A 24,047-nucleotide genomic window follows, 5' to 3' on the forward strand; every position below is an offset into this window, starting at 1 on the left:
TTTAACTCTAATAAAATATGCAACGCGACGAACAGATTTTTGAATTAATCCAAGCCGAAAAAGAACGCCAATTACATGGTCTAGAATTAATAGCATCAGAAAACTTTGTAAGCGACCAAGTTATGGAAGCTGCAGGTTCTGTATTAACTAATAAATATGCCGAAGGATATCCTGGAAAGCGTTATTATGGTGGTTGCGAAGTAGTTGACGAAGTAGAACAATTAGCAATTGATCGTGCTAAAACGTTATTTGGTGCTGCTTATGTAAATGTACAACCACACTCTGGTAGTCAAGCCAATACAGCAGTGTATCATGCATGCTTAAAACCAGGTGATAAGATTTTAGGATTTGATTTATCACATGGTGGACACTTAACGCATGGTTCTCCAGTTAATTTTTCCGGAAAATTATACGATCCAGTATTTTATGGAGTAGAGGAGGAAACAGGAGTATTAAACTATGATAAAATCCAAGAAATAGCAACTAAAGAACAGCCTAAGCTAATTATTGCTGGTGCTTCTGCGTATTCTAGAGATATAGATTTTAAGCGTTTTAGAACCATAGCAGATAGTGTAGGAGCAATTTTAATGGCTGACATCTCTCATCCAGCAGGATTAATTGCAAAAGGTATTTTAAACGATCCAATACCACATTGCCATATTGTAACCACTACAACACATAAAACATTACGTGGGCCAAGAGGAGGAATGATTATGATGGGAAAAGATTTTGACAACCCATTTGGAATAAAACTAAAAAACGGAAACTTACGTAAAATGTCGTCTCTTTTAGACTCTGGAGTATTTCCAGGAAATCAAGGATGAACCATTAGAGCATATTATTGCTGCTAAAGCTATTGCTTTTGGAGAAGCGTTAACAGAACCATTTATGCATTATATGCTACAGGTTAAAAAAAATGCAGCAGCTATGGCAGAAGCATTTGTAAAACGTGATTATAAGATTATCTCTGGAGGAACAGACAACCACATGATGTTAATTGACTTACGTAATAAAAATATTACTGGTAAAGATGCCGAAAAAGCGTTGGTAAAAGCAGATATTACTGTTAATAAAAACATGGTGCCTTTTGATGACAAGTCACCATTTGTAACCTCAGGAATTAGAGTTGGTACTGCTGCAATAACAACAAGAGGATTAAAAGAAAATGAAATGGAAGCTATCGTTGATTTAATAGATCAAGTTATACAAAACCATGAAAATGAAGATATGCTTGACCAAATAGCAGTAAAAGTTAATGCTATGATGAGCGAGTTACCTCTTTTTGTAGCTTAGATTATAAAATATAATTTCGCTTTCGCGGAAAAAAAAGCCTGCTAATTATAGCAGGCTTTTTTTATTGTGTTATCGTCACATCGAGTGATTTTTGAAGTATAAAAATTGTATCGAGATGAATGTAATTAAATTTAAGGTAATTTAAATTCTGAATTAGAATAACAGCTTTCTGAATATTTATATTCGATTAATTTTTCGATAATCTGTCCTGTTTTTAAATGACAATATTTGTGGTTTTCTGCAAAATCTAATATTTTATTAATTCCAGTAAATAAGTTTTCTGAACTAACTGTTTCGAATATTTCTATCCAATCTTCGTTTACAATTACATAATAGTGTTTTTCATTATAATCATCATTTAAATATGCGAATGAATAAACGCCACAATTTATATTTTTTTCTTTATCTATTCCGTAATACATTTCTAATGTTTCAATTATTAAAAACAACTCATTTTTAAAATAATAATCAATATTCTTAATTTCGTTTTGTCTTACAAGAAATTCAGCAAGTTTTAGTTTTAAAGATTTTATATCATAAATACTTTTTGTTGACTTTAACTCAAATTCACAATTTAGATCCAAACTTCGTCTTGGGTTTTTATTTATGGTAGAATAAACATTTATTAATTTTGAAATATAATTATTAGTTATTTCGGTACAATATTTTTGTTTAATAGCAAATTCTAACGTTAAAGCAATTGAGTCTTTTAGTCCTTGTAAGGTAGAAATATCTAAAATGTTAAATGAATTTTTGTCAACAATAACAAAAAAAGATAGACAGTGAGAAGAACCATTATTGAATACATAAATTCCATTTTCAGGTTTCTCTTCAATTTGTTTTTTATAAATACCACGAAAACTAATAACATCTTCAATGCTAGAGATTTCATTCTTTTCTACTAAAAATTGAGCAAGTTCAAGTTTTAAACTTTCTTTTGTCAATTTCTCAATTTTTTGGCATAAACCTAAATATGATGTAAGTAAAATTATTAATAGAAGTAAAGTTCTCATATTTTGATTTAACTAAAAAATAATATTAAGGTTTTAAGAAATTATTAGCTATGATTACTCAAATGTAATATGCTGATAAGCGCCTAAATCTGGACTAGTAGTTCTGCTAATACCTAAAATATCATTTGGTACTTGTGTTGAAAACACAGCGTTACCTTGTCCATTTGCTGCAGAATCGTCACCAATAATCAGGTCGTTTTCATTAGCATCTCTAAAGTCTGGATCTTGGTTAAATACCATTCCTTCATAGTGTGTGGTGTCATCAAAATCATAATTTTCACTACTAAAAAAGTTGTTGTTATCTTCAAAACGTAATAAGCAATTTGTAAACTTAAAATTAAACGGAATTGGACTGACTTCATCCTGGATTTCATCAATTAATAACTCAGGGTTATCATTTCCGTAGATGATGCAATTATTAAAATTAGCTTCTGTTAACTCTGATAAAAAAGCTGTATTGTCTTCATCCAGAACAAAATTATTAATTAAAAGCGCTGGAAATTGTCTAAAACTACTGTTCCAATAATTAGCAATTGTAGAGTGCGTGACGTTGTATTTTCCACCAAGTGTAGCACCAAAACTAGCTTGTCCAGCATTATTTAGTACAATATTATCTGCTTTAATTGAGGTATTACGTCCTAAAATACCAAACGTACTTACATTATATATTTGCGAGTTGGTAATGGTTAATTTATCCATTACTGCATTAGCATTACCATCTGATAAAATACCAACTGTTGCGTTTTTTATAGTAGCATGATTTATAGTGTTATTTTGACTGCCTTCAAACAACCAAATAGTTCCCCATTGTCCAGGTACATCACTAAATAAAGGTTCTAAACGGTCGCCTTCAAAAATAACTTCGTTTTCCAAAAGGTCTTGATCGTTACTTAATGCTCCATTTATATTTAATGTAGCACCTTCGCTAACTAATAATCCAGAATTTGCATGAAAATGCACACGTGCTCCAGCATTTACAGTTAAGGTTTGACCAGTTGGTACAGCTGCATAGCCATAAACAACATATGGTTTTTCGTTAGTAAATGTTAGTTCTTCAGGAAGTAACTCTCTGCCTTGTATTTCGGTTTCAACAGGTTGACCATTTATTGTTAAAGTCAATGTTTCTATAATTCCAGTAGTATTATCTTTATCTGGATAAATAAAATTAGCATCTTTAACTAAAGTGACTAAATCTACATCTTGTTGGTTTTCGCCTGTATCAAATAAAATTTTGTCTGTGTATAAAAACTCGTTACCAAACAAAGGTTCGGCATCTGTATTAAAAGTAGTTTCAATAAAGATAAAAAGGCTGTCTTTGGCTAATAATTGTACATTATTAAAGCTTTTTCCATCTTGACCATCTACATTTAAGCGGTAACCAGAGGTTTCTCCATTTTGTAATTGCACATTTGGAATAGAGATATCCTCATTACTATTATTATATACTTTTAAATTGTATGTGCTAGAGCCTATATTTGTAAAAATAGTATCTAGATATACTGTGTCTTTAGAGAATCCTAAGGTTCCTGTACTTGGTTCAAAAACAAAGTCTTTTCGGCAAGAACTCCATAATAAAATAAATCCAAGACAGCAGATAAAATATAGCGTACGCTTCATAAATTGTAATTGTAACTTTGGTTGACTAAAATATAACTTTTTTATAGTACAATTATTATGAAGTTGTAAAAGTTTTAATTCTTTTTATTGCGTCTTTCTTGACGTTTACGTTTTCTTTCTGCTCTTGCTTCTTTAAATTTTCTTAAATAGAATTTTTTATTGTTGTCTTTTCTTATTTCGTTTAAACGTTTTTGTTCTGCTAATTCTTCTGGAGTTAATGCAGGTTCAACTATTTCTCCATCAGAATAATAAATAGAAAAGGCTCCTCCAACAATAACAGTTTCTAAAGTATTGTCTGGTTCTAAACTAATGTTTATTGTATTTGCGTTTTCAATTTTATGATTTTTAGTTTTGTATCCAACATAACTAACTTCTATTTCAGCACTTTCGTTAATTTCTATACTGTAATTACCATCAAAATCTGTTGCAACACCATTATTTGTGCCTATTTCAACAATTGTAGCAGAGGGAAGTGGTAAACCGTTTTCATCTGAAATAACTCCAGAGATAGTAATTTTTTTACTAAGATTAACTTTATAATCGTTCCTAACCATTTCTACAGAAATAGAGTTGTTATATTCAACTAATATTTCATATTCTTGATAATCAGGATAAGTAAAAACCAAGGTTGCAGTTCTGCTAGTTTTTATAGTATAATTGCCATTTTTATCTGTAACAGTAAGATTGTTAGTACCTTTTTCTACAACCTGAACACTTGCAAGTGGTTGGTTGTTAATACCAATAACACGACCAGAAACCACTTTGTTTTGTAATATAGAACGCGCTATTTTTCCTTTAATTTGGGTTGTTGTAGATACAGAAGTTGTATCTGCAATTGGTTTGCCTTGTGCATAACTAGTACTTGTCCCAAAAGAGAGATAGGCTAGTAGTGCTGTACTAGCAACTGCTAAAAAGTTATTGCTGTCTTTTCTACTATACGCTAAAGGTCTGTCTAATTGATTGTCTTTAAAACGTCCACAAAGTTTTGCTTCTCTTTCATAAGTTTTGACAATATATTCGTCTGTTTTGTTTGTAAAATCAACAACAGTTTTTTCGCAAACTTTGCAATGACGTCCTTGATCTTTAGGTGTCATTAGGTTCCAATCTTCGTGACAAGGTTCTGGAATAGTGACTTTAATTTCTTTTCTCATGGTGGTTTGATTAATACATCAAATAACCAAAAAGAAATAGTATTTTAAAACCTAAAATGAGTAAACGCTACTTTTGAGTGAGTTAACTTTACTTTTCAATAATTTTTACCTCAAATAATTTGTCCCAACGCTTTCCTGTTAAGAAAAAGGTTTTTGTATCAGGATTATAAGCAATTCCGTTAAGGCAATTTTCGCTGATAGAAAAGTTAGAAATTTGCTTTGTTAGAGGTGTACAGTTTAAAACAGCCTGAACTGCTCCATTTTTTGGATTAATAACAGCAATTCCATTTTTTTCCCAAATGTTAGCATATAATTTGTTGTTAGCCCATTCTATTTCGTTTAGTCGTCCATACTTACCTTTGTTAGAATACACTTGTATATGATCTTCTTCTATTAAAGTTTCTGGATTTAATGTCCAAATTAAGCTTGTACCATCACTTTTAAACAGTTTTGATCCATCGTTACAAAATCCCCAACCTTCTTTACTTTGTCCATAGTTAAAGCTACTTTTCTTTTTCAAGGTAGTTGCATCATAAGTAAATCCTTTTTTGCCTTGCCAAGTTAAATGATAAACTATATTATTTAGTACAGTGATTCCTTCTCCAAAAAAAGCATCTGGAATTGCAGTTTCTGCAATAACATCTCCAGTTTTATAGTCTATTTTTCTAATTTTAGATTCGCCACGTTGACCAGTACTTTCATATAAAACACCATTATAAAACTCTAACCCTTGGGTAAAAGAGGTTTTATCGTGTGGATAAGTGTTTACAATTTCTAAGGATAAAACTTTTGGAGCTGTATCGCTTAATAATGAAATTGTTTGGTTGACAATTGCTTTTTCTCCATTAAAATTAACTGTAGTTTTCAAAACATGTTCTCCTAATTTAAAACCTAAAAGTGGTTGTTTTGCTTCAATTGTTTTTCCGTCTAACTCATAGTTTATAGAAGAAACTTCTAAGTTTTTAGGGTTTTTAAGCGCTAATTCTAAGGTTTTATCTATGCTAATTGTACCATTTTGCGCATTAGTAGTTACAGAAAAACTCTTTTTTTGCTCTTCTATATTAGCACCACAAGCTATTAGTACTATTGCTAAAAATATGATTGTAAGGTGTTTATATGTTTTCATTTTGTAAACTAATTTGAGAGCAAGTTATTTATTAAAATTCATTATAAAAAATGATTGTGAAAAATTTAAAAGTATGTATCTTTGCAACTGGCAAGTCCTACACAACCAGCTCCTGTTGAATCCTCCAGGTCGGGAACGAAGCAAAGGTAAATGGTCGTAGCGGTGTGATGTAGGTAGCTTGCCTTTTTTTGTGCACTATATTTTCCTTTAAAAATGAAGGATTTAAAGATATAAAATTAAGATTTGTTAGTTAATTCTAACAAATCTTTTTTCATTTTAGACTGTTTTATCACTTTCATTATTAATTTTACAGTTCTAATTATTAATTAAAAATAATGTCTAAAGTTTTATTAATTACTGGAGGGTCTTCTGGAATAGGAAAATCTATTGGAGAATTTTTATCCCAAAAAGGATTTACCGTTTATGGTACTAGTCGTAATCCTGATAAGTATACTAATAGTAAATTTAAATTGGTTGCTTTGGATGTTAACGATACAAATACAATTGCAGAAGCAGTAAAAACGGTTATTGCAGCAGAAGGTAGGTTGGATGTATTAGTTAATAATGCAGGTGTTGGAATTAATGGAGCTGTAGAAGAAATTCCGCAAGAGCAAATCCAACATAACTTTAATACTAACTTTTTTGGACCTATAAATGTTATTAAAGCAGTGTTGCCACAAATGCGTAAACAACAGTCTGGTTTAGTGATAAATATTACATCCATTGCTGGTTATATGGGATTGCCTTACAGAGGGATTTATAGCGCAAGTAAAGGTGCTTTAGAGATTGTTACCGAAGCATTACGTATGGAAACTAAAGACTTTGGTGTTCAGTTTACCAATATTGCTCCTGGTGATTTTGCAACTAACATCGCAGCAGGACGTTATCATGCTCCAGTTTTAAAAGAATCTCCTTATACAAAATATCCAAACGTATTAAAGGATATTGATGCGCATGTAGATAATAGTAGTTCTCCAATAGCTGTTGCTAAAAAAGTGTATCAAGTTATTAATACAAAAAAACCAAAAATACATTATAAAGTTGGTGCTTTTATGCAGAAATTTTCGATTGTATTAAAGTTTTTATTGCCAGATAAACTTTATGAAAAACTATTACTAAACCATTACAAATTGTAGTTTTTGGTATGTTTTTTGATATTAATGTTTTCATAATTTCTGACTATGAAAAAATTAGTAACCCTTTGTTTTTGTTTAAGTATTTTATCTTTTACAAGTTGTGAAGATATTTTAGAATGTGTAATCAATCGAAGACCTGAACTACCTGATATATCTCTAGAAGAAGGTTATCTTCAGCAGATTTATAACCAACAATTTGACGCAGGAATTAAAAACGAACCAAGAGATAATAATTATGATTACTATTTTGAACTTGTTGGAGATTTACCAGATGGTTTAGATATGTATATTGACTTTAGAACGGTTATATTTGAAGGTATTCCGTTAAATAGAGGTGTGTTTGAGTTTACGTTATATCTAGATGTAGATCCACCTGTGTATTATGATGAAGAAACTGGAGATTATGAAGACGCCATGTGCTCATATTCTACTTCTGAGAATTATACAATTATTATTAATTAACTAGTTAATTATTGGTGTTTTGTTAAAAATTTAATGGCATTAATTTTACTTGCTAAAGTTAAATTGTAACTTTGCATTGCGTTAAGGATGGAATACTTCGTCTTCGCTCAGTACAGGCTTTCTGTCTGAGCTCCTTGAAGAGACCGAGTAGTGACAGCTTGTTAAAACGCCCAAATAATTTAATATACACAACTTAAATATATTTTAAATGAAATTTTTTATTGATACTGCTAATTTAGACCAGATTAAAGACGCTCAGGATATGGGTATTTTAGATGGTGTTACAACTAATCCATCTTTAATGGCTAAAGAAGGAATTACTGGACACGATAATATTATGAAGCACTATGTTGACATTTGCAACATTGTGGATGGTGATGTTAGTGCAGAAGTTATTGCAACAGATTTTGAAGGTATGGTTAAGGAAGGAGAGGCTTTAGCAGAATTACACGATCAAATTGTTGTTAAATTACCGATGATTAAAGATGGTGTTAAGGCTTGTAAATATTTTAGCGATAAAGGAATTAAAACTAATGTAACATTAGTGTTTTCTCCAGGTCAAGCGTTATTAGCAGCCAAAGCTGGTGCAACTTATGTGTCACCTTTTATTGGTCGATTGGACGATATTTCTACAGATGGTTTAAATTTAATTGCTGAAATCAGACACATTTATGATAACTATGCTTTTGAAACTGAAATACTTGCAGCTTCAGTACGTCATACAATGCATGTTATTGATTGTGCTAAATTAGGTGCAGATGTTATGACTGAACCATTAAAATTTATTGAAGGTTTATTAAAACACCCTTTAACAGATAGTGGTTTAGCTAAATTTTTAGAAGATTACAAAAAAGGAAACTAGGCTTAAATAAGCTTAATCAACCTACTATAGATATAAAACCCAAGTTTTTAACTTGGGTTTTATTGTTTTTAAACGAATTTTTAAATCTTATTATAATAGTCTATTTTAAAATTAAGCGTTTGTTTTAAAAGATTTTTTTAATTTTAAAGCTTAACGCTATAATTAATTTAAGATGCACAAACCAACCAAAGAAACTATATCTGCAATAGAGAAAAGTAAATTAGATGTCCTTTTAAAAGACTATGAGCTAACTAATACTAAAATTGAAAAGTTTGTAGGAAATCAATTTTTTTATACTCAAGGTGCTTTAGTTTTAACAGGTGGTTATGTCTTTTTTTTAATAGAAGGTGTAAGTGCTATAGATAAAGCAGTAAACACAAATATTGATACTAAATTTTATCTTCAGTTTTTGCCATTTTTTGTTTTACTTATTCTTTCTGGTGTTTTGTATCAATACCAACGTACAATTGGGTTACAAGGTTATAAGCAGTATTTAGAGAGAGCTATAAATAAAATAGTTGGACAAAATATTGTAAGCTATGGACATATTGGAATGCGTCTAATGTTAAAAAACAATTTAATCTCTTTGCTAAATGTTATTTTATATGGATTAGTATATGCAGCAGCTTGTTTTTTAGCAGTTGTAAAGCCTTCTAATATTGATGAGCCAAAATGGTTAGTATTCCATATTATTGGATTTGTTTTGTTTTTGATTTTTGCTTTATGGCAAACTAATAATCATACTCAAAGAATTAGAGAAGCTGCAGAAAAAGCGTCAAGATTTGAGGAAGGATTAGAAATTTTTAACGATTATTAATCTGTTTTTCGTGATTCTACCAACCAATATGGATTAGTTTGAAAGGCTTCCCAATACTTTAATAATTGGTTAAAAATAGTTGTTAAATCAATATCTTGACCTTTTATTTTATCTTCATGATAACGTACTAAATAAGCTATAAGGTTATAACAAGTTGTAAACTCTCCACAAGCTATTAGTTGATCTTGCATGTTGCTGGCTTTTGCATCATCATCAAACCAAAGTGTTGTACCAAAAGAAGCACAATTTTTAGCAATATCTTTTATTGGTTTAGAAATGGTATTAGTATAGGGTTTAATTTTATCCCATTCTAAAGCATTTTCTGGCTTGTCGCTACTTTCACAACGCAACTCGTAGATTGCAGATGTAATAGCAATTTCGTTATAGGATTTATATAATTTATTTGCATTTTGACGTCTATCATTTTTTAGCATTACCACTCCAGACATAACCAAAAGACTATTTAAACGGTTAATAAGATAGTTGCCTAATCTACTAGGACTGACTTTAAAGTCTTCAGTAAGATTTGTTAGCTTTTTTATTTTTCTACTTACAGAAAATAATCCAAATTGTATCAATAATTGAAAACTAGCTATAATTAAAGTAATAGAGTAGAGTAACCACCAATTTTTTATAAATGAAAATACGCAAATAGCAATACATGCAAGCCATACAATTGGGTTTGAAAGTACAGTTAGTAGGTTGGAAAAAGTTGTTGATTCTGCAAATTTAAAAACTTCATTTTCAGTTTTATTAATGTAAGGTGATGATACATCGTTTATTAAAAACAAACTATAAGGATTAGCACTTTCTTTGGTAGTTAAAAAAACGGAAGCACCTTGGTTGTCAACAATACCACCATCCATTAAACCTATATCTTTTAGTCTTTTGGGATTAGGCATAAAATCTGAAGGAAAAGCAATAGGCTCAAAACCACCAGGAAATGCAGAAGATGCAGCAATACAATCTCCTATTTTTATTTTGTCTTCTAGTTTTTTGTATTGGTTTGGTAAACTACCATGCCCAAATACACGTCCAGGTTTATCAATGTTTTGAAACCTAAATTGGGTTGAGTTTGTAAAATCGGTAGCGTTAAAACTAATCCTATTTAAATGCGTATTTGCATTTACAAAATCTGCTAACGTACGATTATTTGTTAGTTTGTTATACTCGATAGCAAAAGCATTAATTGGATTTTTGTGTTTGTGTTTATTTTCTTTTTGGTTCCAAATTGTAGTGTTTTTAATATGTTGTAGTGCATTTTGTGCTAACAAATCGTTTTGTAACCAGATATAATAATCGCCATAAAAAGTATTAAAAGATTGATTGTCTATTAATGATTGTACATATTTACCTCCAGTTATAGTTCCTCCAGAAACTGTTGACAATGCTTTTACTTGTTCTAATAAGTTGGTTTTTTCTAAAAAAGATAAACTACCAAAAGCATAGCAAGAAGCTCTATATCCACCACCAGAAAAACATAATGCAATAGCATTAAAAACAGGACTCATAAATTTAATTATTTAGAAATATAAAGCTAGTAAAATAGTTTTGATTTATTAGCAAATACTGATTATTGTCATAAATAATTGAAAGAAAATGAATTAACTTTATTACATAAATAATCAAGTAATGGATAATAACCTAAATACATTAAAGCAATTTTATCAAAATCTTGGTAAACTATTCTATGCAATAACAATGTCTGATGGAGTAATAGAACCATTAGAAATTGAAACCCTAAAAGAGATTATAACTAAAAACTGGAACAACGACGCTACTTTTATACTAGAGTCATTTAATTGGTTAAATGAAGATAATGAATACAATGCAGAAAGGTGTTTTAATAGCTTTTTAGATTATAAAATCCATAATAGCAATTTATTTACTGATGATATCAAGCAAAAAACGACTGCAACAGCAATAGCAATAGCGTCAAGTTTTTCTAAAACAAATAAATCAGAACTTATGATGCTAGCAAAATTAGACATCGAATTTAAAAAAGATTAAATAATTAAAAAACAGCTTTACTATGTTTAAAAATTTAGAAGAGAAAGAAATTAAATTTATTTTAGATAATAATTATATTGGGCATTTAGGTTACATCTACCAAAACAAACCTTTTGTTATACCAATTACTTATTTTTTTGATAAAGACAGTAATGCTATTATATGTTATTCTGCAGATGGACATAAAATGAATGCAATGAGAGCTAATACTAATGTGTCTTTACAAGTCAACACAATTCAAACAGTTACTCAATGGAAATCTGTTTTAATACATGGTCAATATGAACAAAAATATGGAAGTGAAGCAAAATCGTATCTGCACAAGTTTTCTTTAGGAGTAAAAGACGCTATTTTAGAAAAGGAACATAAAAAAGCAAGTTTTATAGAAGAGTTTTCAAGCAAAACTTATAATGGTAATATGCCTTCCGTTTTTTTAATAAAAATAGATGACTTTACAGGAAAAAAGAGAAACACATAACCCCATTTTCTTTAAGTAGAATTCTGTTTTAACTTCAATAAAGTTAAAAATCTCAATAACACCTATACAAAAACCATACATCTAATATTTTTGATTTTTTACGCACCTTTTTAATAGTATATTGATTCTCTAACTAAAAACTAATTAAATGAAAAAAGGTGTTTTTTTACTTTTAATTGCTGCGGTTTCGGCATTAGGAGGATTATTATTTGGATATGATACAGGAGTTATAAATGGTGCTCAGTTTTATTTAACAGAGCATTTTCAATTAACAGATGGATTAAAAGGATGGGTTGTTGGAAGTGCACTTTTAGGTTGTTTTGTAGGAGCTATTGTAGCTGGACCATTAAGTATAAAAATAGGTAGAAAATGGTCGTTAATTATTTCGGCAATTTTATTTACATTATCTGCTTACGGTTCTGGGTTGCCAGAATTATTTCCACAAACCGTAGACATGTTAGTTGTTTTTAGAATTATAGGAGGTCTTGGTATTGGAGTAGCATCTATGAACGCACCAATGTATATAGCAGAAATCGCACCTTCAAATATTAGAGGACGTATGGTTACTTACTATCAATTAGCTATTGTAATTGGTTTTTTTGTAGTGTTTCTAGCGACTTATTATATAGGAAATAATTTAACTGATGCAGAAAACATAGAGTTTGGATGGCGTCGTATGTTTTGGTCAGAATTAATCCCAAGTGGATTATTTTTATTGCTTTTGTTTTTTGTTCCTAAAAGCCCAAGATGGTTAGCGTTAAAAGGTCAAGATGAAGAAGCTTTAACAGTCTTAAAACAAATTAATGAAGAAGATCAAGCAGAAGAAGAATTAGCCCAAATAAAAAGCTCATTAAGCAAATCTGACGATGGTGTAAAAGTAAATTATTTTGCAAAAGCTGTTTTTATTATTATTGCAATAGGTACAGTGCTTTCTATGTTACAACAGTTTACAGGTATAAACGCAGTTTTATATTATGGAGCAGATATTTTTGAAAAAGCACTTGGTTTTGGAAAAGAAGATGTACTTGCACAACAAATATTATTAGCATTTGTTAATTTAGTATTCACATTTGTAGCCATGTTTACAGTAGATAAGTTTGGACGTAAACCATTATTATACATTGGATCAATTGGTATGATTGTTGGGTTTTTATTATTAGGTGTTACGTTACAACAAGAAAAAGTTGGAATGTTATCTTTAATAGGAGTGTTAATCTTTATTGCTTCTTTTGCATTATCAATGGGACCAGTAGTTTGGGTATTGTTGTCAGAGATGTTTCCAAATAAAATTAGGAGTGTAGCTATGTCTGTAGCTGTAGCAGCACAATGGGCAGCTAATTATGTGGTATCTCAATCTTTTCCTATGGTTATGGGAAGCGAGACTAATAATAATGCACCATGGAATGGCTCTTTACCTTACTTTATTTTTATAGCGTTTATTTTAATTATTGTTTATGTAACCTATAAGTTTATTCCAGAAACAAAAGGAAAATCTTTAGAAGAGATTGAAGGGTTTTGGAAAGAGTAAAAATAAAGTTTAGTTTATATTATAAAAAATCACAACTTAGGTTGTGATTTTTTTTGTTTAATAGAATAACCTTTGTTGTAGAATTGTCTAAATGATAAACTATAAAATTATTATGTTTTACTTTGTTTTAACCTACATATTGCTATTTTTATAATCCCTAAGAATTTCATATTAATATATAACTAACTATACAAGACAGTTTTTACTGCTTAGAATTGTTATGTCAAAAATTCAACCAAAAAATAGAATTTAGTTTTGAATAAAGAGAATTTACATATAAGGGAATACATAGATTTAGTCAAACTAGCATTAGAAAAAGAATTTTCAATAAAACTTCAAATTGATTTTAGACTTTTAAGTAAAGAATTTACAGTTTTTGATTTAGCTGATACTGAAAGGCATTTTTATGTTGAAGTTGTACCATTAATGAAAAGCCTGGATATAAACCGTATTATTCAAAAAGTAAATAATCAAAAAGAGATATTACAAAAACTATATTCAAATGAAAAAGCATCTCACATTTTAGTTTTTCAAAACACACTAAGTATAAGAGACAAAAATACTTTTGATAATGCGCTATTAAATAATTCTATTCAGCAATTCAGTTTTGACAATATAGATATTAAGAATATGGCAAATCAACCTGAGTTAAAGGATGATGAAAAGGTATATACTGAATATCAAAAACTAACAGGTCCTAAAATATCGAGCAAAAAAATAGACCATTCAAAAGTTGAAAAACCAAATAATATAAAAACCGAAAATGAAATATTAGAGTTTAGAAATAGTTTAGGACTTGTAAACTATTTTGTAGCAGGACATTTATGGAATGGAGTGGATCAATTATCCCGATTTATTGATAATAAGATATGGGAGAATGGTCATGAAACTAATGATACTAATGCAGTTAATTCAGTTTCTAAAGGAGATATAATATTCATTAAATCTACTTTTGCAAATCAAGGTATTAGTTTTTTAAGGGTAAAAGGAATAGGTTTAGTGATTGATAATAAAAATGACGGACACAATTTAGAAGTAAATTGGTATATTTTTGATAAGCCTATTGATATTGAAAACTTAGGTAAATATAGAAGGACTTTTGCAAGAGTAAAAAGTAAAGATGTTGAGCAAATTTTAAGTAGTATTTTTAATAATATACCAAATTTCTTAAATATTTTTAGCTTATTATATAGTGCAGTTTTTAAGGATAGTTTAAAGAATAAAAATGTTGATGCAAATGATGAAGATAGAGTTCGTCAATTAATTAAAGATACATTAAATGCCGAATATAAATTAAACCTTGTTATAGAACTTACTCGTGTCTTATATGGTTCAAATATTAAGTTTGATTTATCAGATGATAAAGCTAAAACTTTTGCTGTAATATTAAAAAAAGAAGATTTTTCAGATGTTCCTACTGAATCTAAGTATAAACCAGGTAGTAGAGATGAGAGAATAATGTTGAATATCTATTCTAAAATTATTGCAGATATTGATTTACTTTTTTCTGGAAATAACTTAGATAAATATTTTGCTTTTTTTGACGAATCTTTTACAGATAAAGATGTTACTCAATTTAAAATCTGGCTTACAGATAATTACAATAAGGTAATTGAGGTTTTGAGACTGTCAGATATTATTAAGTTGTCCGATAAAAATAATATTAGAAATAATGATATTAAAATAGGAAATAATAAAAGCACTGAAGATAGCCAAGAGGATAATGAATCAATAAATTCAGATAAAATACCATTCCATTTAGATAATGTTGAAACTATTGATAGATTAAATCGAGAACCTGTTGCTAAATCTTTAGCACGATTAATTAATAATGAAATATTTTCTAGCAAAGATTTAAACCATTCTTTTATGATACATCTTCAAGGAGAATGGGGTTCTGGAAAATCTACGTTTCTTAATCTTCTTGAAAAAAACTTAGATACATCACAAAAAAAATGGATTGTTATAAAATACAATGCTTGGCAAAATCAACACATTCTTCCACCTTGGTGGTCATTTATAGATCAAATTTATCAACAATCCAAACCAAAATTTAATTGGTTTTTTGATAGACCAGGTTTAAGATTTAGAGAAAATATACGTAGAGTAATTTGGTATAGTGGTTGGCATAAAATTATGACATTAGTTATATCTTTAATTTTTGGATGTTTATTATTGGCTTATGGTAAATCATTGATTACTGTTGTTTCAGAATTACCCTCAACCGAAAATATTGATAATAAAACAAAGGGTTTAACCTTAGAGGTCTTTGCTAAATTAATAGTTAGTGTAGGTTCGGTTATTGGTTTAATATATTCACTATCAAAATTTTTGTCAACACCTTTTTTAATGAAATCATCTGGAGAAGCAAAATCCTTTCTTCTTAGAGCTTCAGATCCAATGAATAGAATCAAAACACATTTTAACGACTTAATTTCAAATATTAATGATCAAGGTTATCAAATAGCAGTTTTTATTGATGATATTGATCGTTGTAATAAAGCTTATACAGTTAATTTATTAGAAGGAATACAAACGCTGTTTAAAGATAAAAAAGTGCTATATGTAGTAGCAGGAGATAAAAATTGGATTTCTACATGTTTTGAAAATAATTATAAAGAGTTTATAGATAAAGTGTCTAGAAATAATGAACAATTAGGTGATTTGTTCCTAGAAAAAGCATTTCAACTTTCAGTAAGAATGCCTAATGTTTCAGAAAGAACAAAACAAAAATACTGGCATCACATTTTAGGTGTTAAAGAAAGTGAATTAGATAAAAAGACAAAGCTTAGTGATAATCAAAAAATTGAGTTAAAACAAAAAATAGCAAGAAATATCAAAGAAGGAAAATTTGCTAATCCAGAAGTGTTAAAGAGTTTAGAAGATGAATTTAATGCTAGTGAACAAGATATTTCTGATATTGCTATTGAAACTTTTGACGAAAAAAATGATGATATAAAACATTTATTTATAGATCATTTTGCCTTAATTAATCCAAACCCAAGATCTATTAAACGTTTAGCTAATAATTACACAATGTATAGGAATACTTTAGTTGCTGAGCGTAAGGAGTTTGATCCAAATAAATTATTTAGATGGTTAATAATTGATGATATGTATCCAGTTTTAAGTAAGCAATTATTGCATTTAGAAAAAGAAATAGATATTGATACTTATATAAATAGCATGAATTTAAATAATGCAGCAGAATTAAATTTAAATAAATTGTTATTCGATAAAGAAAATAAACATGGTAGTAAAATAGAGATTAGTGATATTAAAGATATACTAGGCTTATAATCAATAAAAAACTAGATTTCGAATACTAATTTGCAATTTTATAACAAAACAAAAAAACCATAACTTTCGTTATGGTTTTTCTTTTGCGGAGAGTAAGGGATTCGAACCCCTGGAGGTGTGACCCTCAACAGTTTTCAAGACTGCCGCATTCGACCACTCTGCCAACTCTCCAAAGTGCCTCATTGGGTATTCCCCAAATGCGAGTGCAAATATAGATAGGTTTTTAGTTCTATTCAAATAAAAAATGTAATTTTTTTTAAAAAACTAATATTCAGTTAAATACAAATCTATTAAATAGTGTAATAATATAAATCTATTTACTTTTTATTATTCTTAAAGTGTTAAGCGTTATTTTTGACTAAAATTACAATATGGATATTATAAAACAGCTTAATTGGCGTTATGCTACAAAAAGCTTTAATACAGAAAGAATAATCTCTCCTGAAGATATAAAAACGATAACAGAAGCTTTTAATTTAACAGCAACCTCTTATGGTTTGCAACCTCTTAAATTAGTCGTTTTAAAAGATAAGGAGATACAAAAAGCATTAGTCCCTTTTTCATTTAATCAAAATCAAGTTGCAGAAGCGTCTCATCTTTTAGTCTTTTGTATTGAAACAGAAATAGATACAAACTACATTGTAAATTATTTTAAAACAGTTAAAGAGATTAGAAATACACCAGACGATATATTAAACCCTTTTAAAACCTTTTTAATTGAAGAGTTTAATAACAAAAGCCAAACAGAAAAGGAAGTTTGGGCAACTAAACAAGCCTATTTAACAATGGGTAATTTAATGACTATTTGTGCTTTGTTAAATATTGATGCATGTCCTATGGAAGGTTTTAATCCTGAGGATTATGATCGTGTTTTAAATTTAAAAGAACAACACTTAAAGTCTGTTTTAGTAATGCCAATTGGTTACAGATCTGATGACGATTTTATGGCTGAATTAAAAAAAGTAAGAAAGCCAATAGAAGAAAGTATAATTATGCGTTAATACAATAAAGTGGCAAGATTATTGTTATTTCATAAAAAACAATACTTTTGTAAAGCTTTAAAATCGTTATAAAATGAAAAAAATACTCTTATTATTTGTCCTATGTGTTTCATTTACAGTAAGTGCGCAAGAAGAAGATGAAGATATGACTAATTTAAATTGGTTAACCGATTTAGATGAAGCTAAAAAAGAAGCATTAGCTTCAGAAAAGCCAATTTTATTATACTTTACTGGAAGCGACTGGTGTGCACCTTGTAAGATGTTAAAAAAGGATTTTTTTAATACAGAAGCGTTTGAAGAAAAAGCAGAAAAGTTTGTTTTAGTTATGATTGATATGCCTAGACGGACAGATGTTATTTCTGAAGAACAATTGAAAAAAAACGAAAAAGTAGTTAGTAAATATAACGCATCAGGAGGTTACCCAAATCTTGTAGCATTAAATGATAAATTAAATGTTATTGGAGAATTATCTGGTTACACCTTTTTAAGAGAAACTGATAGGCATTTTGCTTTTGTAGATGCAGTTTTAGAAAACTACTAACAATTAAGTTACAATATTTAAAAACGTCTAAAATTAATTTTTAGACGTTTTTTTTATTGCTTAAATTCTTTTAGATTTGATTTTTAACCAATATATAATTTATGCCAGGATTTGAACGCTTTGGAGATTTAGAACGGAAAGAATTACAAGATGTAATGGATAATGGTGTTTTAATGCGTTATGGCTTTGATGGCATGCGTAATGGTCACTGGAAAGCAAAAGCTTTAGAGAACGAGCTAAAAAACGTTTTAGAGAGTGATTATGTACAATTAGTATCCAACGGAACCTCTGCAGTTTCTGTAGCATTAGCAAGTGCAGGTGTTGGAGCTGGAGATGAGGTTATTATGCCAACTTTTACATTTGTAGCAAGTTTTGAGGCTATACTGTTATTAGGTGCAATTCCTATTTTAGTAGACATTGATGATACTTTAGGTTTGGATGCTAAAGCGGTTGAAGCTGCTATTACACCAAAAACTAAAGCTGTAATGGTTGTGCAAATGTGTGGAAGCATGGCTAATATGAAAACGCTTTCTCAGGTTTGTAATAAACACAATTTACTTTTGGTTGAAGATGCTTGTCAAGCAATTGGAGGACGTTATGATAATAAACCTTTAGGTAGTATTGGAGATTTAGGCTGTTTTTCTTTTGATTTTGTAAAGACAGTTACTTGTGGAGAAGGAGGTGCTGTTATTACAAATAATAAACAGTATTATACAAATGCAGATCATTTTAGTGATCATGGTCATGACCATGAAGGAAACGATAGAGGAGCAGAAACACATCCTTTTTTAGGTTATAATTTCAGGATTTCAGAATTGCATGCAGCAGTTGGTTTAGCACAAATAAAGCGCTTGCCAGAGTTTTTAGAGGTCCAGAAAAAGAACTACACAATTTTAAGAGAGGCTTTATCTAAAATTCCTGAAGTTACTTTTAGAACAGTTCCTGAAGGAGGACAAGAAAGTTATGCTTTTTTAAATTTCTTTTTACCAGATTTAGACACTGCAAGAAAAACAATTAATGGTTTTAAAGAAAGTGGAGTAGACGTTTGTTGGAACTACTTTGATAATAACTGGCATTATGTTAGAAAATGGAATCATTTAAAAGAGGCCAAATCTTTATTTCCTTTATCTAAAGAAATAAAAGACGCTTTAAGTTTGCTTAGTAAAAAATCTTTTGACCAAAGTGATCATTTTATTGGCAGAAATATTTCTTGTTTAATCAAAATGTCTTGGACTGAAGATGAAGTTAAAAAACGAGCTAAACTAATGGTTGAAGCTGTTAAAAAAGTGCTTTAAAACCACGTACTTTCACCTTATAAATAACTATAAAGTCAGCTTTTATATAAAATAAAGCTCCAATTTTAATTAATTGGAGCTTTTTTATTTTAAGATGTTAACCTTTTAAAACGCATTCTATTAAGTAGTAATTAACCAATACTATTTAATAATGAAAACAAACTACTTTTTTTTACTAACTCTCTTTTGTTTAGCAAGTAGTGCTTATTCTCAAAGCATAGAAAAATTTTCCATTGATAGTGGTGGAGCAGTCTCAAATACTCCAGATATAGAGTTAATCTATACTATAGGAGAAGTTAATGTTGCAGAACGATCAACATCAACTATTCAATTATCTGAAGGGTTTTTAACCAGATTTATCAGAATCAAAATTAATCCAAAAGTCTTTTTACAAGGTGCAATTATTAACCCAGAAACCACTGGTTTAATGAATGATGACTTACGTGAAACATCCTTACTACCAACAACATCACCTTTTGAAGATGCAGCTTTAGTTGGTGCATCTGTATTTAATACAGGAGGCTCTTCTGGTGTTGGTTTAGCTGAAGATGATATACTAGATTGGATATGGTTAGAGTTTAGAGACGAATTGGATACTGGAAACAAAATTATGGGTAGATCAGCATTATTACAGCGTGATGGAGACGTTGTGGCTTTAGATGGTGTTTCTACTTTATCTATTGCTATTGCAGAAAAAAACTACTATGTAGTATTAAAACATCGTAATCATTTAGGAGTGATGTCTCAAAATCCTATTTCGTTAACTAAAACTACTACAGCTATCAACTTTACAGAAACTACAACACCAACCTTTGGTACAAATGCACAGGTTGTTTTAGATAATGGAAATTTAGCCTTATGGGCTGGAGACGTAAATGATAATGGTCAAATTCGTTTTTCAGGATCAGATAATGACGCTAACATTATTAAAGACGACGTTTTAAACGATCCTGCAAACGGATTTAGCTCAGTTACTCATACTGTTGTAGGTTATAATTATATGGATGTTGATTTAGACGGAAATGGACAGTTTTCAGGCTCTGACAACGATAGTAACATTATAAAAGATAATGTGTTGCAGCATCCAGATAATGGCTTTAATAGCCCAACTTTTACAATTTCTACAACTATACCAGACGAAAATTAAAACACATATAAATCACTATTAATCCATTAAATTTTAAATTATGAAAACTTTTTACTCAACTATTTTATTACTTTTTATTTCCGTTTTAAGCTTAGCACAAGCCTATACTTACGGAATTGTTAGCACAGGAAACTTCGATTTTAAAATTGTAGCTATTCCAGATTTTAGTGCTAGTACTGATGCATCAGATATGGGATTTGCATTAGTCTTACCTGCTGGATCAGACGATATTATTAATGCTACTAGTTTATTAGCAGCAAGAACATGGCAAGTCCAACAATTTGATGCTGCTTTTTTAACAGGTCAAGGGTTAGGTGACGGAACTAAAGATGTCTTTTTATTTAACAATCCACCAGGTCAATCACTAATCGCTCATAACGCTGGTGACCAAATAGATTTAGTGTATTTTTCTTTAAGTACAATGCCAAGTAATGGAGAGATTGCTTTTCTTGATAATTCAGACCCAATAGCAATTGGAGCATCTGGTGTTTTAGATAGTTTTTATAATTCTAATATTGATAACACTTCAACACAAGATTATTTTGGAGGTTTAGCAGCAGGATTAGAAAACTTTATGTTTTCTACACTTGGTGTAGTGGAAGCAGAGATGTTAGAAGCATCAATTACAATATATCCAAACCCAACGGTAGACAGTATTACCATAAAAGCTTCAGCTAAAATAGAGTCTGCTGTATTATTTGATATTACTGGAAAAATTGTTTTAAACCAAAAATTACCAGAAACAATGGATTTAAGTAAACTTCCTAGTGGAGTTTATTTACTTCAGTTAAAAACAAATAGAACAACGGTAACCAAAAGAGTTGTAAAAAAATAAGTCAATCATTATAAAAACATATAATCATGAAAAAATTAATAATAACAACAATAGTTTTCCTTTTTACAGGAATAGGATTATTGCAAGCACAAGGTATAAACTATAAAGCAATTGTAAAAGATGGAAGCGGAAATCCAATAACTAACGATTTAATTCAGGTACAATTTAATATACTAGAAGGTGTAGCGCAAACTAATGTGTATTCTGAAACTCATACACCAACCACAGATGCAAATGGTGTTATTATTGTAAATATTGGAGAAGGTACTTTAGTATCTGGTAGTGCTGCTTTTAGTACTGTTGATTGGTCAGAGGACGTACATTTTTTGCAAGTACTAATAAATACAGGAAGTGGATTGGTAGATATGGGAATAACTGAGTTTAAAACGGTACCATATGCTATTGCATCTGGTGATAAAATTTGGAAAAAAAATACAGACTTAGTCTACCTTGAAGATGAAAACGTGGGTATTGGTACTGCGACACCAACTGAGCGTTTAGAGATTAATGATATTGATAATGCAGGAATTAGTTTAGTTGTTCCTCAATTAGGTGATACTTCTAAATTAGAATTTAAAAATGGAGATGAAAATGGAACACATAGTTTTTATAGAATAGAAAACGTTAGCGATTTTTTAAGATTTCAATTAGATACAGATTTAAGTTTTGCTAATGGATATGAACAAAAAATGTCACTAAGCAATTCTGGTTTATCATTAGAGACAGGAACAAGTATTAACGAGTTTTCTACAGATGGTACTTTAACAGGAAATAGTAATAATGCTGTACCAACAGAAGCTGCTGTAAAAACATATGTTGATAATGCAGTAGGAGATAAAGTTATTTTTAAAGTTAGAGGAAATGGTTTTGCAGTAAAACCTTTGGCAGGAGGAACTACAGTAGAGACTGATATTTGGGATATTGAGGTCTATGATACAGCTAATGCTTTTAATACAACTACAGACAGATTTGTAGTTCCAGAATCTGGATATTATTATTTACATGCTGTTGTAAGGCAATCTAATACTGTAACAAGTGCTTTTTTTAGAATACATTTTAATGTAGATACTGGTATAAACTATACTCAAATAGTGGATGGTGATGATGTAAAAATAAATGTTAGTGGTATTTATTATTTAAATGCTGGACAAGAAGTGTTTGTGAATTTAAGAAATTTTTCTACAGGAAATAATGTTAATATTGATGGAACAGGAAGCTGGTTTGAAGGCTATAAACTGTAAATAATTTTAATAACCTACATACTCCACAATCTCTAATCCGTAACCAATCATTCCTACACGTTTGGTTTGTTGCGTATTAGAGATAAGTTTTAATTTATGGATGTTTAAATCGTGTAGTATTTGCGCACCTATTCCAAAATCTTTACTATCCATAGCTATAGCTGGAGCTTTTGCTATAGTACCTGGTTTTTGGTTGTCTTTTAAAACAGATAAGCGTTGTAGCAGATTCATTGACTCTGCTTGTTGATTTATAAATACAATTGCACCTTTTCCAGTATCATTTATAAGCTTAAACATATTGTCTAACTTCTTGTCTGCATTGTTGGTTAAAGTTCCTAAAATGTCATTATTTACCAATGTAGAGTTTATTCTAGTTAAAACAGGTTCGTCATTAGACCATTCTCCTTTGCTTAATGCAATATGTACTTGGTTATTTGTAGTTTGTAAATAAGCTCTTAATCTAAATTGTCCAAACCTAGTTTCAATATTAAAATCTTCTTTCTTTTCAATTAACGAATCATGATCCATTCTGTAAGCAACAAGATCTTCAATAGACACTAGTTTTAGATCAAACTTTTTTGCCACCTCAATAAGTTGAGGTAAACGTGCCATAGTTCCGTCTTCATTCATTATTTCAACAATAACTCCTGCTGGTTGTAAACCTGCTAGTCTAGCAAAATCTATTGCAGCTTCTGTATGTCCAGTACGTCTTAATACACCTCCTTCTTTTGCTACCAATGGAAAAATATGACCAGGTCTTGCTAAATCAAAAGGCTTAGTGTTTGGATTTATTAAAGCTTGTACAGTATGAGATCTGTCAGAAGCAGATATACCAGTAGTTACACCATTACCTTTTAAATCTACAGATACTGTAAATGCAGTTTCCATATGATCTGTATTATTGCTTACCATCATATGTAAATCTAACTCTTCACATCTATGCTCTGTTAAAGGAGCACAAATTAAACCACGACCATGAGTAGCCATAAAATTTATCATTTCTGGAGTTACAAGTTCTGCAGCAGCAAGAAAATCGCCTTCATTTTCTCTATCTTCATCATCAACAACTATTATGACCTTTCCAGCTTTAATGTCTTGGATAGCTTCTTCAATAGTATTTAGTTTAAATGTAGTCTGACGTTCTTTTTTTGTGGTAATCATATCAATTAATTGTTATGCAAAGATATTGCATTT

At 29.8% G+C, this 24,047-nt stretch carries 20 protein-coding genes, 1 tRNA gene, 1 other RNA gene and 1 pseudogene; 16 read left to right on the forward strand and 7 right to left on the reverse strand.

Annotated elements, in window-relative coordinates:
• Positions 1-17: 17 nt before the first annotated feature.
• Positions 18-1,293 (forward strand): annotated as a pseudogene (gene glyA / locus SJY17_RS10670) (serine hydroxymethyltransferase).
• Positions 1,294-1,424: 131 nt separating this feature from the next.
• Here the strand turns inward: glyA and SJY17_RS10675 are convergent.
• The 4 genes from SJY17_RS10675 to SJY17_RS10690 form a co-directional block, all read right to left on the reverse strand.
• A complete protein-coding gene (locus SJY17_RS10675) occupies positions 1,425-2,237 on the reverse strand; it encodes a hypothetical protein (protein WP_397362545.1) in 813 nt (270 codons plus the stop codon).
• A 123-nt stretch (positions 2,238-2,360) separates the two neighbouring features.
• The gene (locus SJY17_RS10680; RefSeq protein WP_397362546.1) at positions 2,361-3,923 is read right to left on the reverse strand and encodes a hypothetical protein; all 1,563 of its coding nucleotides are present in this window, start codon (positions 3,921-3,923) and stop codon (positions 2,361-2,363) included.
• A gap of 74 nt (positions 3,924-3,997) precedes the next feature.
• Positions 3,998-5,074, reverse strand: coding sequence for a carboxypeptidase-like regulatory domain-containing protein (locus SJY17_RS10685; protein ID WP_397362547.1), 1,077 nt, complete (start codon positions 5,072-5,074; stop codon positions 3,998-4,000).
• 88 nt (positions 5,075-5,162) lie between these two features.
• Positions 5,163-6,200, reverse strand: a complete 1,038-nt coding sequence (locus SJY17_RS10690; protein WP_397362548.1) for a glutaminyl-peptide cyclotransferase — start codon at positions 6,198-6,200, stop codon at positions 5,163-5,165.
• Positions 6,201-6,288: 88 nt separating this feature from the next.
• Between SJY17_RS10690 and ffs the strand changes: the two genes are divergently transcribed.
• The 5 genes from ffs (at position 6,289) to SJY17_RS10715 (ending at position 9,477) form a co-directional block, all read left to right on the forward strand.
• An RNA gene (gene ffs, locus SJY17_RS10695) (signal recognition particle sRNA small type) lies at positions 6,289-6,387 on the forward strand.
• A gap of 148 nt (positions 6,388-6,535) precedes the next feature.
• Complete coding sequence (locus SJY17_RS10700; RefSeq protein WP_397362549.1) at positions 6,536-7,336, forward strand: SDR family oxidoreductase; 801 nt, start codon at positions 6,536-6,538, stop codon at positions 7,334-7,336.
• A gap of 45 nt (positions 7,337-7,381) precedes the next feature.
• Entirely contained in the window at positions 7,382-7,798 is a 417-nt protein-coding gene (locus tag SJY17_RS10705) for a hypothetical protein (RefSeq protein WP_397362550.1), read from the forward strand.
• Between the two features lie 208 nt (positions 7,799-8,006).
• Positions 8,007-8,660, forward strand: coding sequence for a fructose-6-phosphate aldolase (gene fsa / locus SJY17_RS10710; protein ID WP_397362551.1), 654 nt, complete (start codon positions 8,007-8,009; stop codon positions 8,658-8,660).
• Between the two features lie 172 nt (positions 8,661-8,832).
• Positions 8,833-9,477: a hypothetical protein gene (locus SJY17_RS10715; protein WP_397362552.1), complete on the forward strand. Its 645-nt coding sequence runs from the start codon at positions 8,833-8,835 to the stop codon at positions 9,475-9,477.
• Here SJY17_RS10715 and SJY17_RS10720 read toward each other — a convergent pair.
• On the reverse strand, positions 9,474-10,988 hold the full coding sequence (locus SJY17_RS10720; RefSeq protein WP_397362553.1) for a patatin-like phospholipase family protein: 1,515 nt from the start codon (positions 10,986-10,988) through the stop codon (positions 9,474-9,476). The two genes, SJY17_RS10715 and SJY17_RS10720, sit on opposite strands and share 4 nt — an antisense overlap.
• Positions 10,989-11,109: 121 nt before the next feature.
• Between SJY17_RS10720 and SJY17_RS10725 the strand changes: the two genes are divergently transcribed.
• From SJY17_RS10725 to SJY17_RS10740, 4 genes are all read left to right on the forward strand, one after another.
• Positions 11,110-11,487 (forward strand): hypothetical protein, encoded by a 378-nt coding sequence (locus SJY17_RS10725; RefSeq protein ID WP_397362554.1) that lies wholly within the window; start codon positions 11,110-11,112, stop codon positions 11,485-11,487.
• Between the two features lie 22 nt (positions 11,488-11,509).
• The gene (locus SJY17_RS10730) at positions 11,510-11,965 is read left to right on the forward strand and encodes a pyridoxamine 5'-phosphate oxidase family protein (RefSeq protein ID WP_397362555.1); all 456 of its coding nucleotides are present in this window, start codon (positions 11,510-11,512) and stop codon (positions 11,963-11,965) included.
• Positions 11,966-12,113: 148 nt separating this feature from the next.
• On the forward strand, positions 12,114-13,493 hold the full coding sequence (locus SJY17_RS10735; protein WP_397362556.1) for a sugar porter family MFS transporter: 1,380 nt from the start codon (positions 12,114-12,116) through the stop codon (positions 13,491-13,493).
• Between the two features lie 255 nt (positions 13,494-13,748).
• Positions 13,749-16,793 (forward strand): P-loop NTPase fold protein, encoded by a 3,045-nt coding sequence (locus SJY17_RS10740; RefSeq protein ID WP_397362557.1) that lies wholly within the window; start codon positions 13,749-13,751, stop codon positions 16,791-16,793.
• 86 nt (positions 16,794-16,879) lie between these two features.
• Here SJY17_RS10740 and SJY17_RS10745 read toward each other — a convergent pair.
• Positions 16,880-16,964: transfer RNA gene (locus SJY17_RS10745), tRNA-Ser, on the reverse strand.
• A 200-nt stretch (positions 16,965-17,164) separates the two neighbouring features.
• On the opposite strand from SJY17_RS10745, the gene SJY17_RS10750 reads away from it, so the two are divergent.
• The 6 genes from SJY17_RS10750 to SJY17_RS10775 all read left to right on the forward strand — a co-directional run bounded on the left by SJY17_RS10750 (position 17,165) and on the right by SJY17_RS10775 (position 22,853).
• Positions 17,165-17,794, forward strand: coding sequence for an NAD(P)H-dependent oxidoreductase (locus tag SJY17_RS10750; RefSeq protein ID WP_397362558.1), 630 nt, complete (start codon positions 17,165-17,167; stop codon positions 17,792-17,794).
• 73 nt (positions 17,795-17,867) lie between these two features.
• Positions 17,868-18,335: a thioredoxin family protein gene (locus SJY17_RS10755; RefSeq protein WP_397362559.1), complete on the forward strand. Its 468-nt coding sequence runs from the start codon at positions 17,868-17,870 to the stop codon at positions 18,333-18,335.
• 101 nt (positions 18,336-18,436) lie between these two features.
• Positions 18,437-19,630 (forward strand): DegT/DnrJ/EryC1/StrS family aminotransferase, encoded by a 1,194-nt coding sequence (locus SJY17_RS10760; protein WP_397362560.1) that lies wholly within the window; start codon positions 18,437-18,439, stop codon positions 19,628-19,630.
• A gap of 151 nt (positions 19,631-19,781) precedes the next feature.
• Positions 19,782-20,777 (forward strand): hemagglutinin protein, encoded by a 996-nt coding sequence (locus SJY17_RS10765; RefSeq protein ID WP_397362561.1) that lies wholly within the window; start codon positions 19,782-19,784, stop codon positions 20,775-20,777.
• Between the two features lie 40 nt (positions 20,778-20,817).
• Positions 20,818-21,612 (forward strand): T9SS type A sorting domain-containing protein, encoded by a 795-nt coding sequence (locus SJY17_RS10770; RefSeq protein WP_397362562.1) that lies wholly within the window; start codon positions 20,818-20,820, stop codon positions 21,610-21,612.
• Between the two features lie 26 nt (positions 21,613-21,638).
• Positions 21,639-22,853, forward strand: a complete 1,215-nt coding sequence (locus SJY17_RS10775) for a hypothetical protein (protein ID WP_397362563.1) — start codon at positions 21,639-21,641, stop codon at positions 22,851-22,853.
• A 6-nt stretch (positions 22,854-22,859) separates the two neighbouring features.
• On the opposite strand, the gene ribB is transcribed toward SJY17_RS10775, so the two are convergent.
• The gene (gene ribB / locus SJY17_RS10780; protein ID WP_397362564.1) at positions 22,860-24,014 is read right to left on the reverse strand and encodes a 3,4-dihydroxy-2-butanone-4-phosphate synthase; all 1,155 of its coding nucleotides are present in this window, start codon (positions 24,012-24,014) and stop codon (positions 22,860-22,862) included.
• Positions 24,015-24,047: the final 33 nt, after the last annotated feature.

It is taken from the genome of Olleya sp. R77988, assembly GCF_044594215.1.
GTDB lineage: Bacteria > Bacteroidota > Bacteroidia > Flavobacteriales > Flavobacteriaceae > Olleya.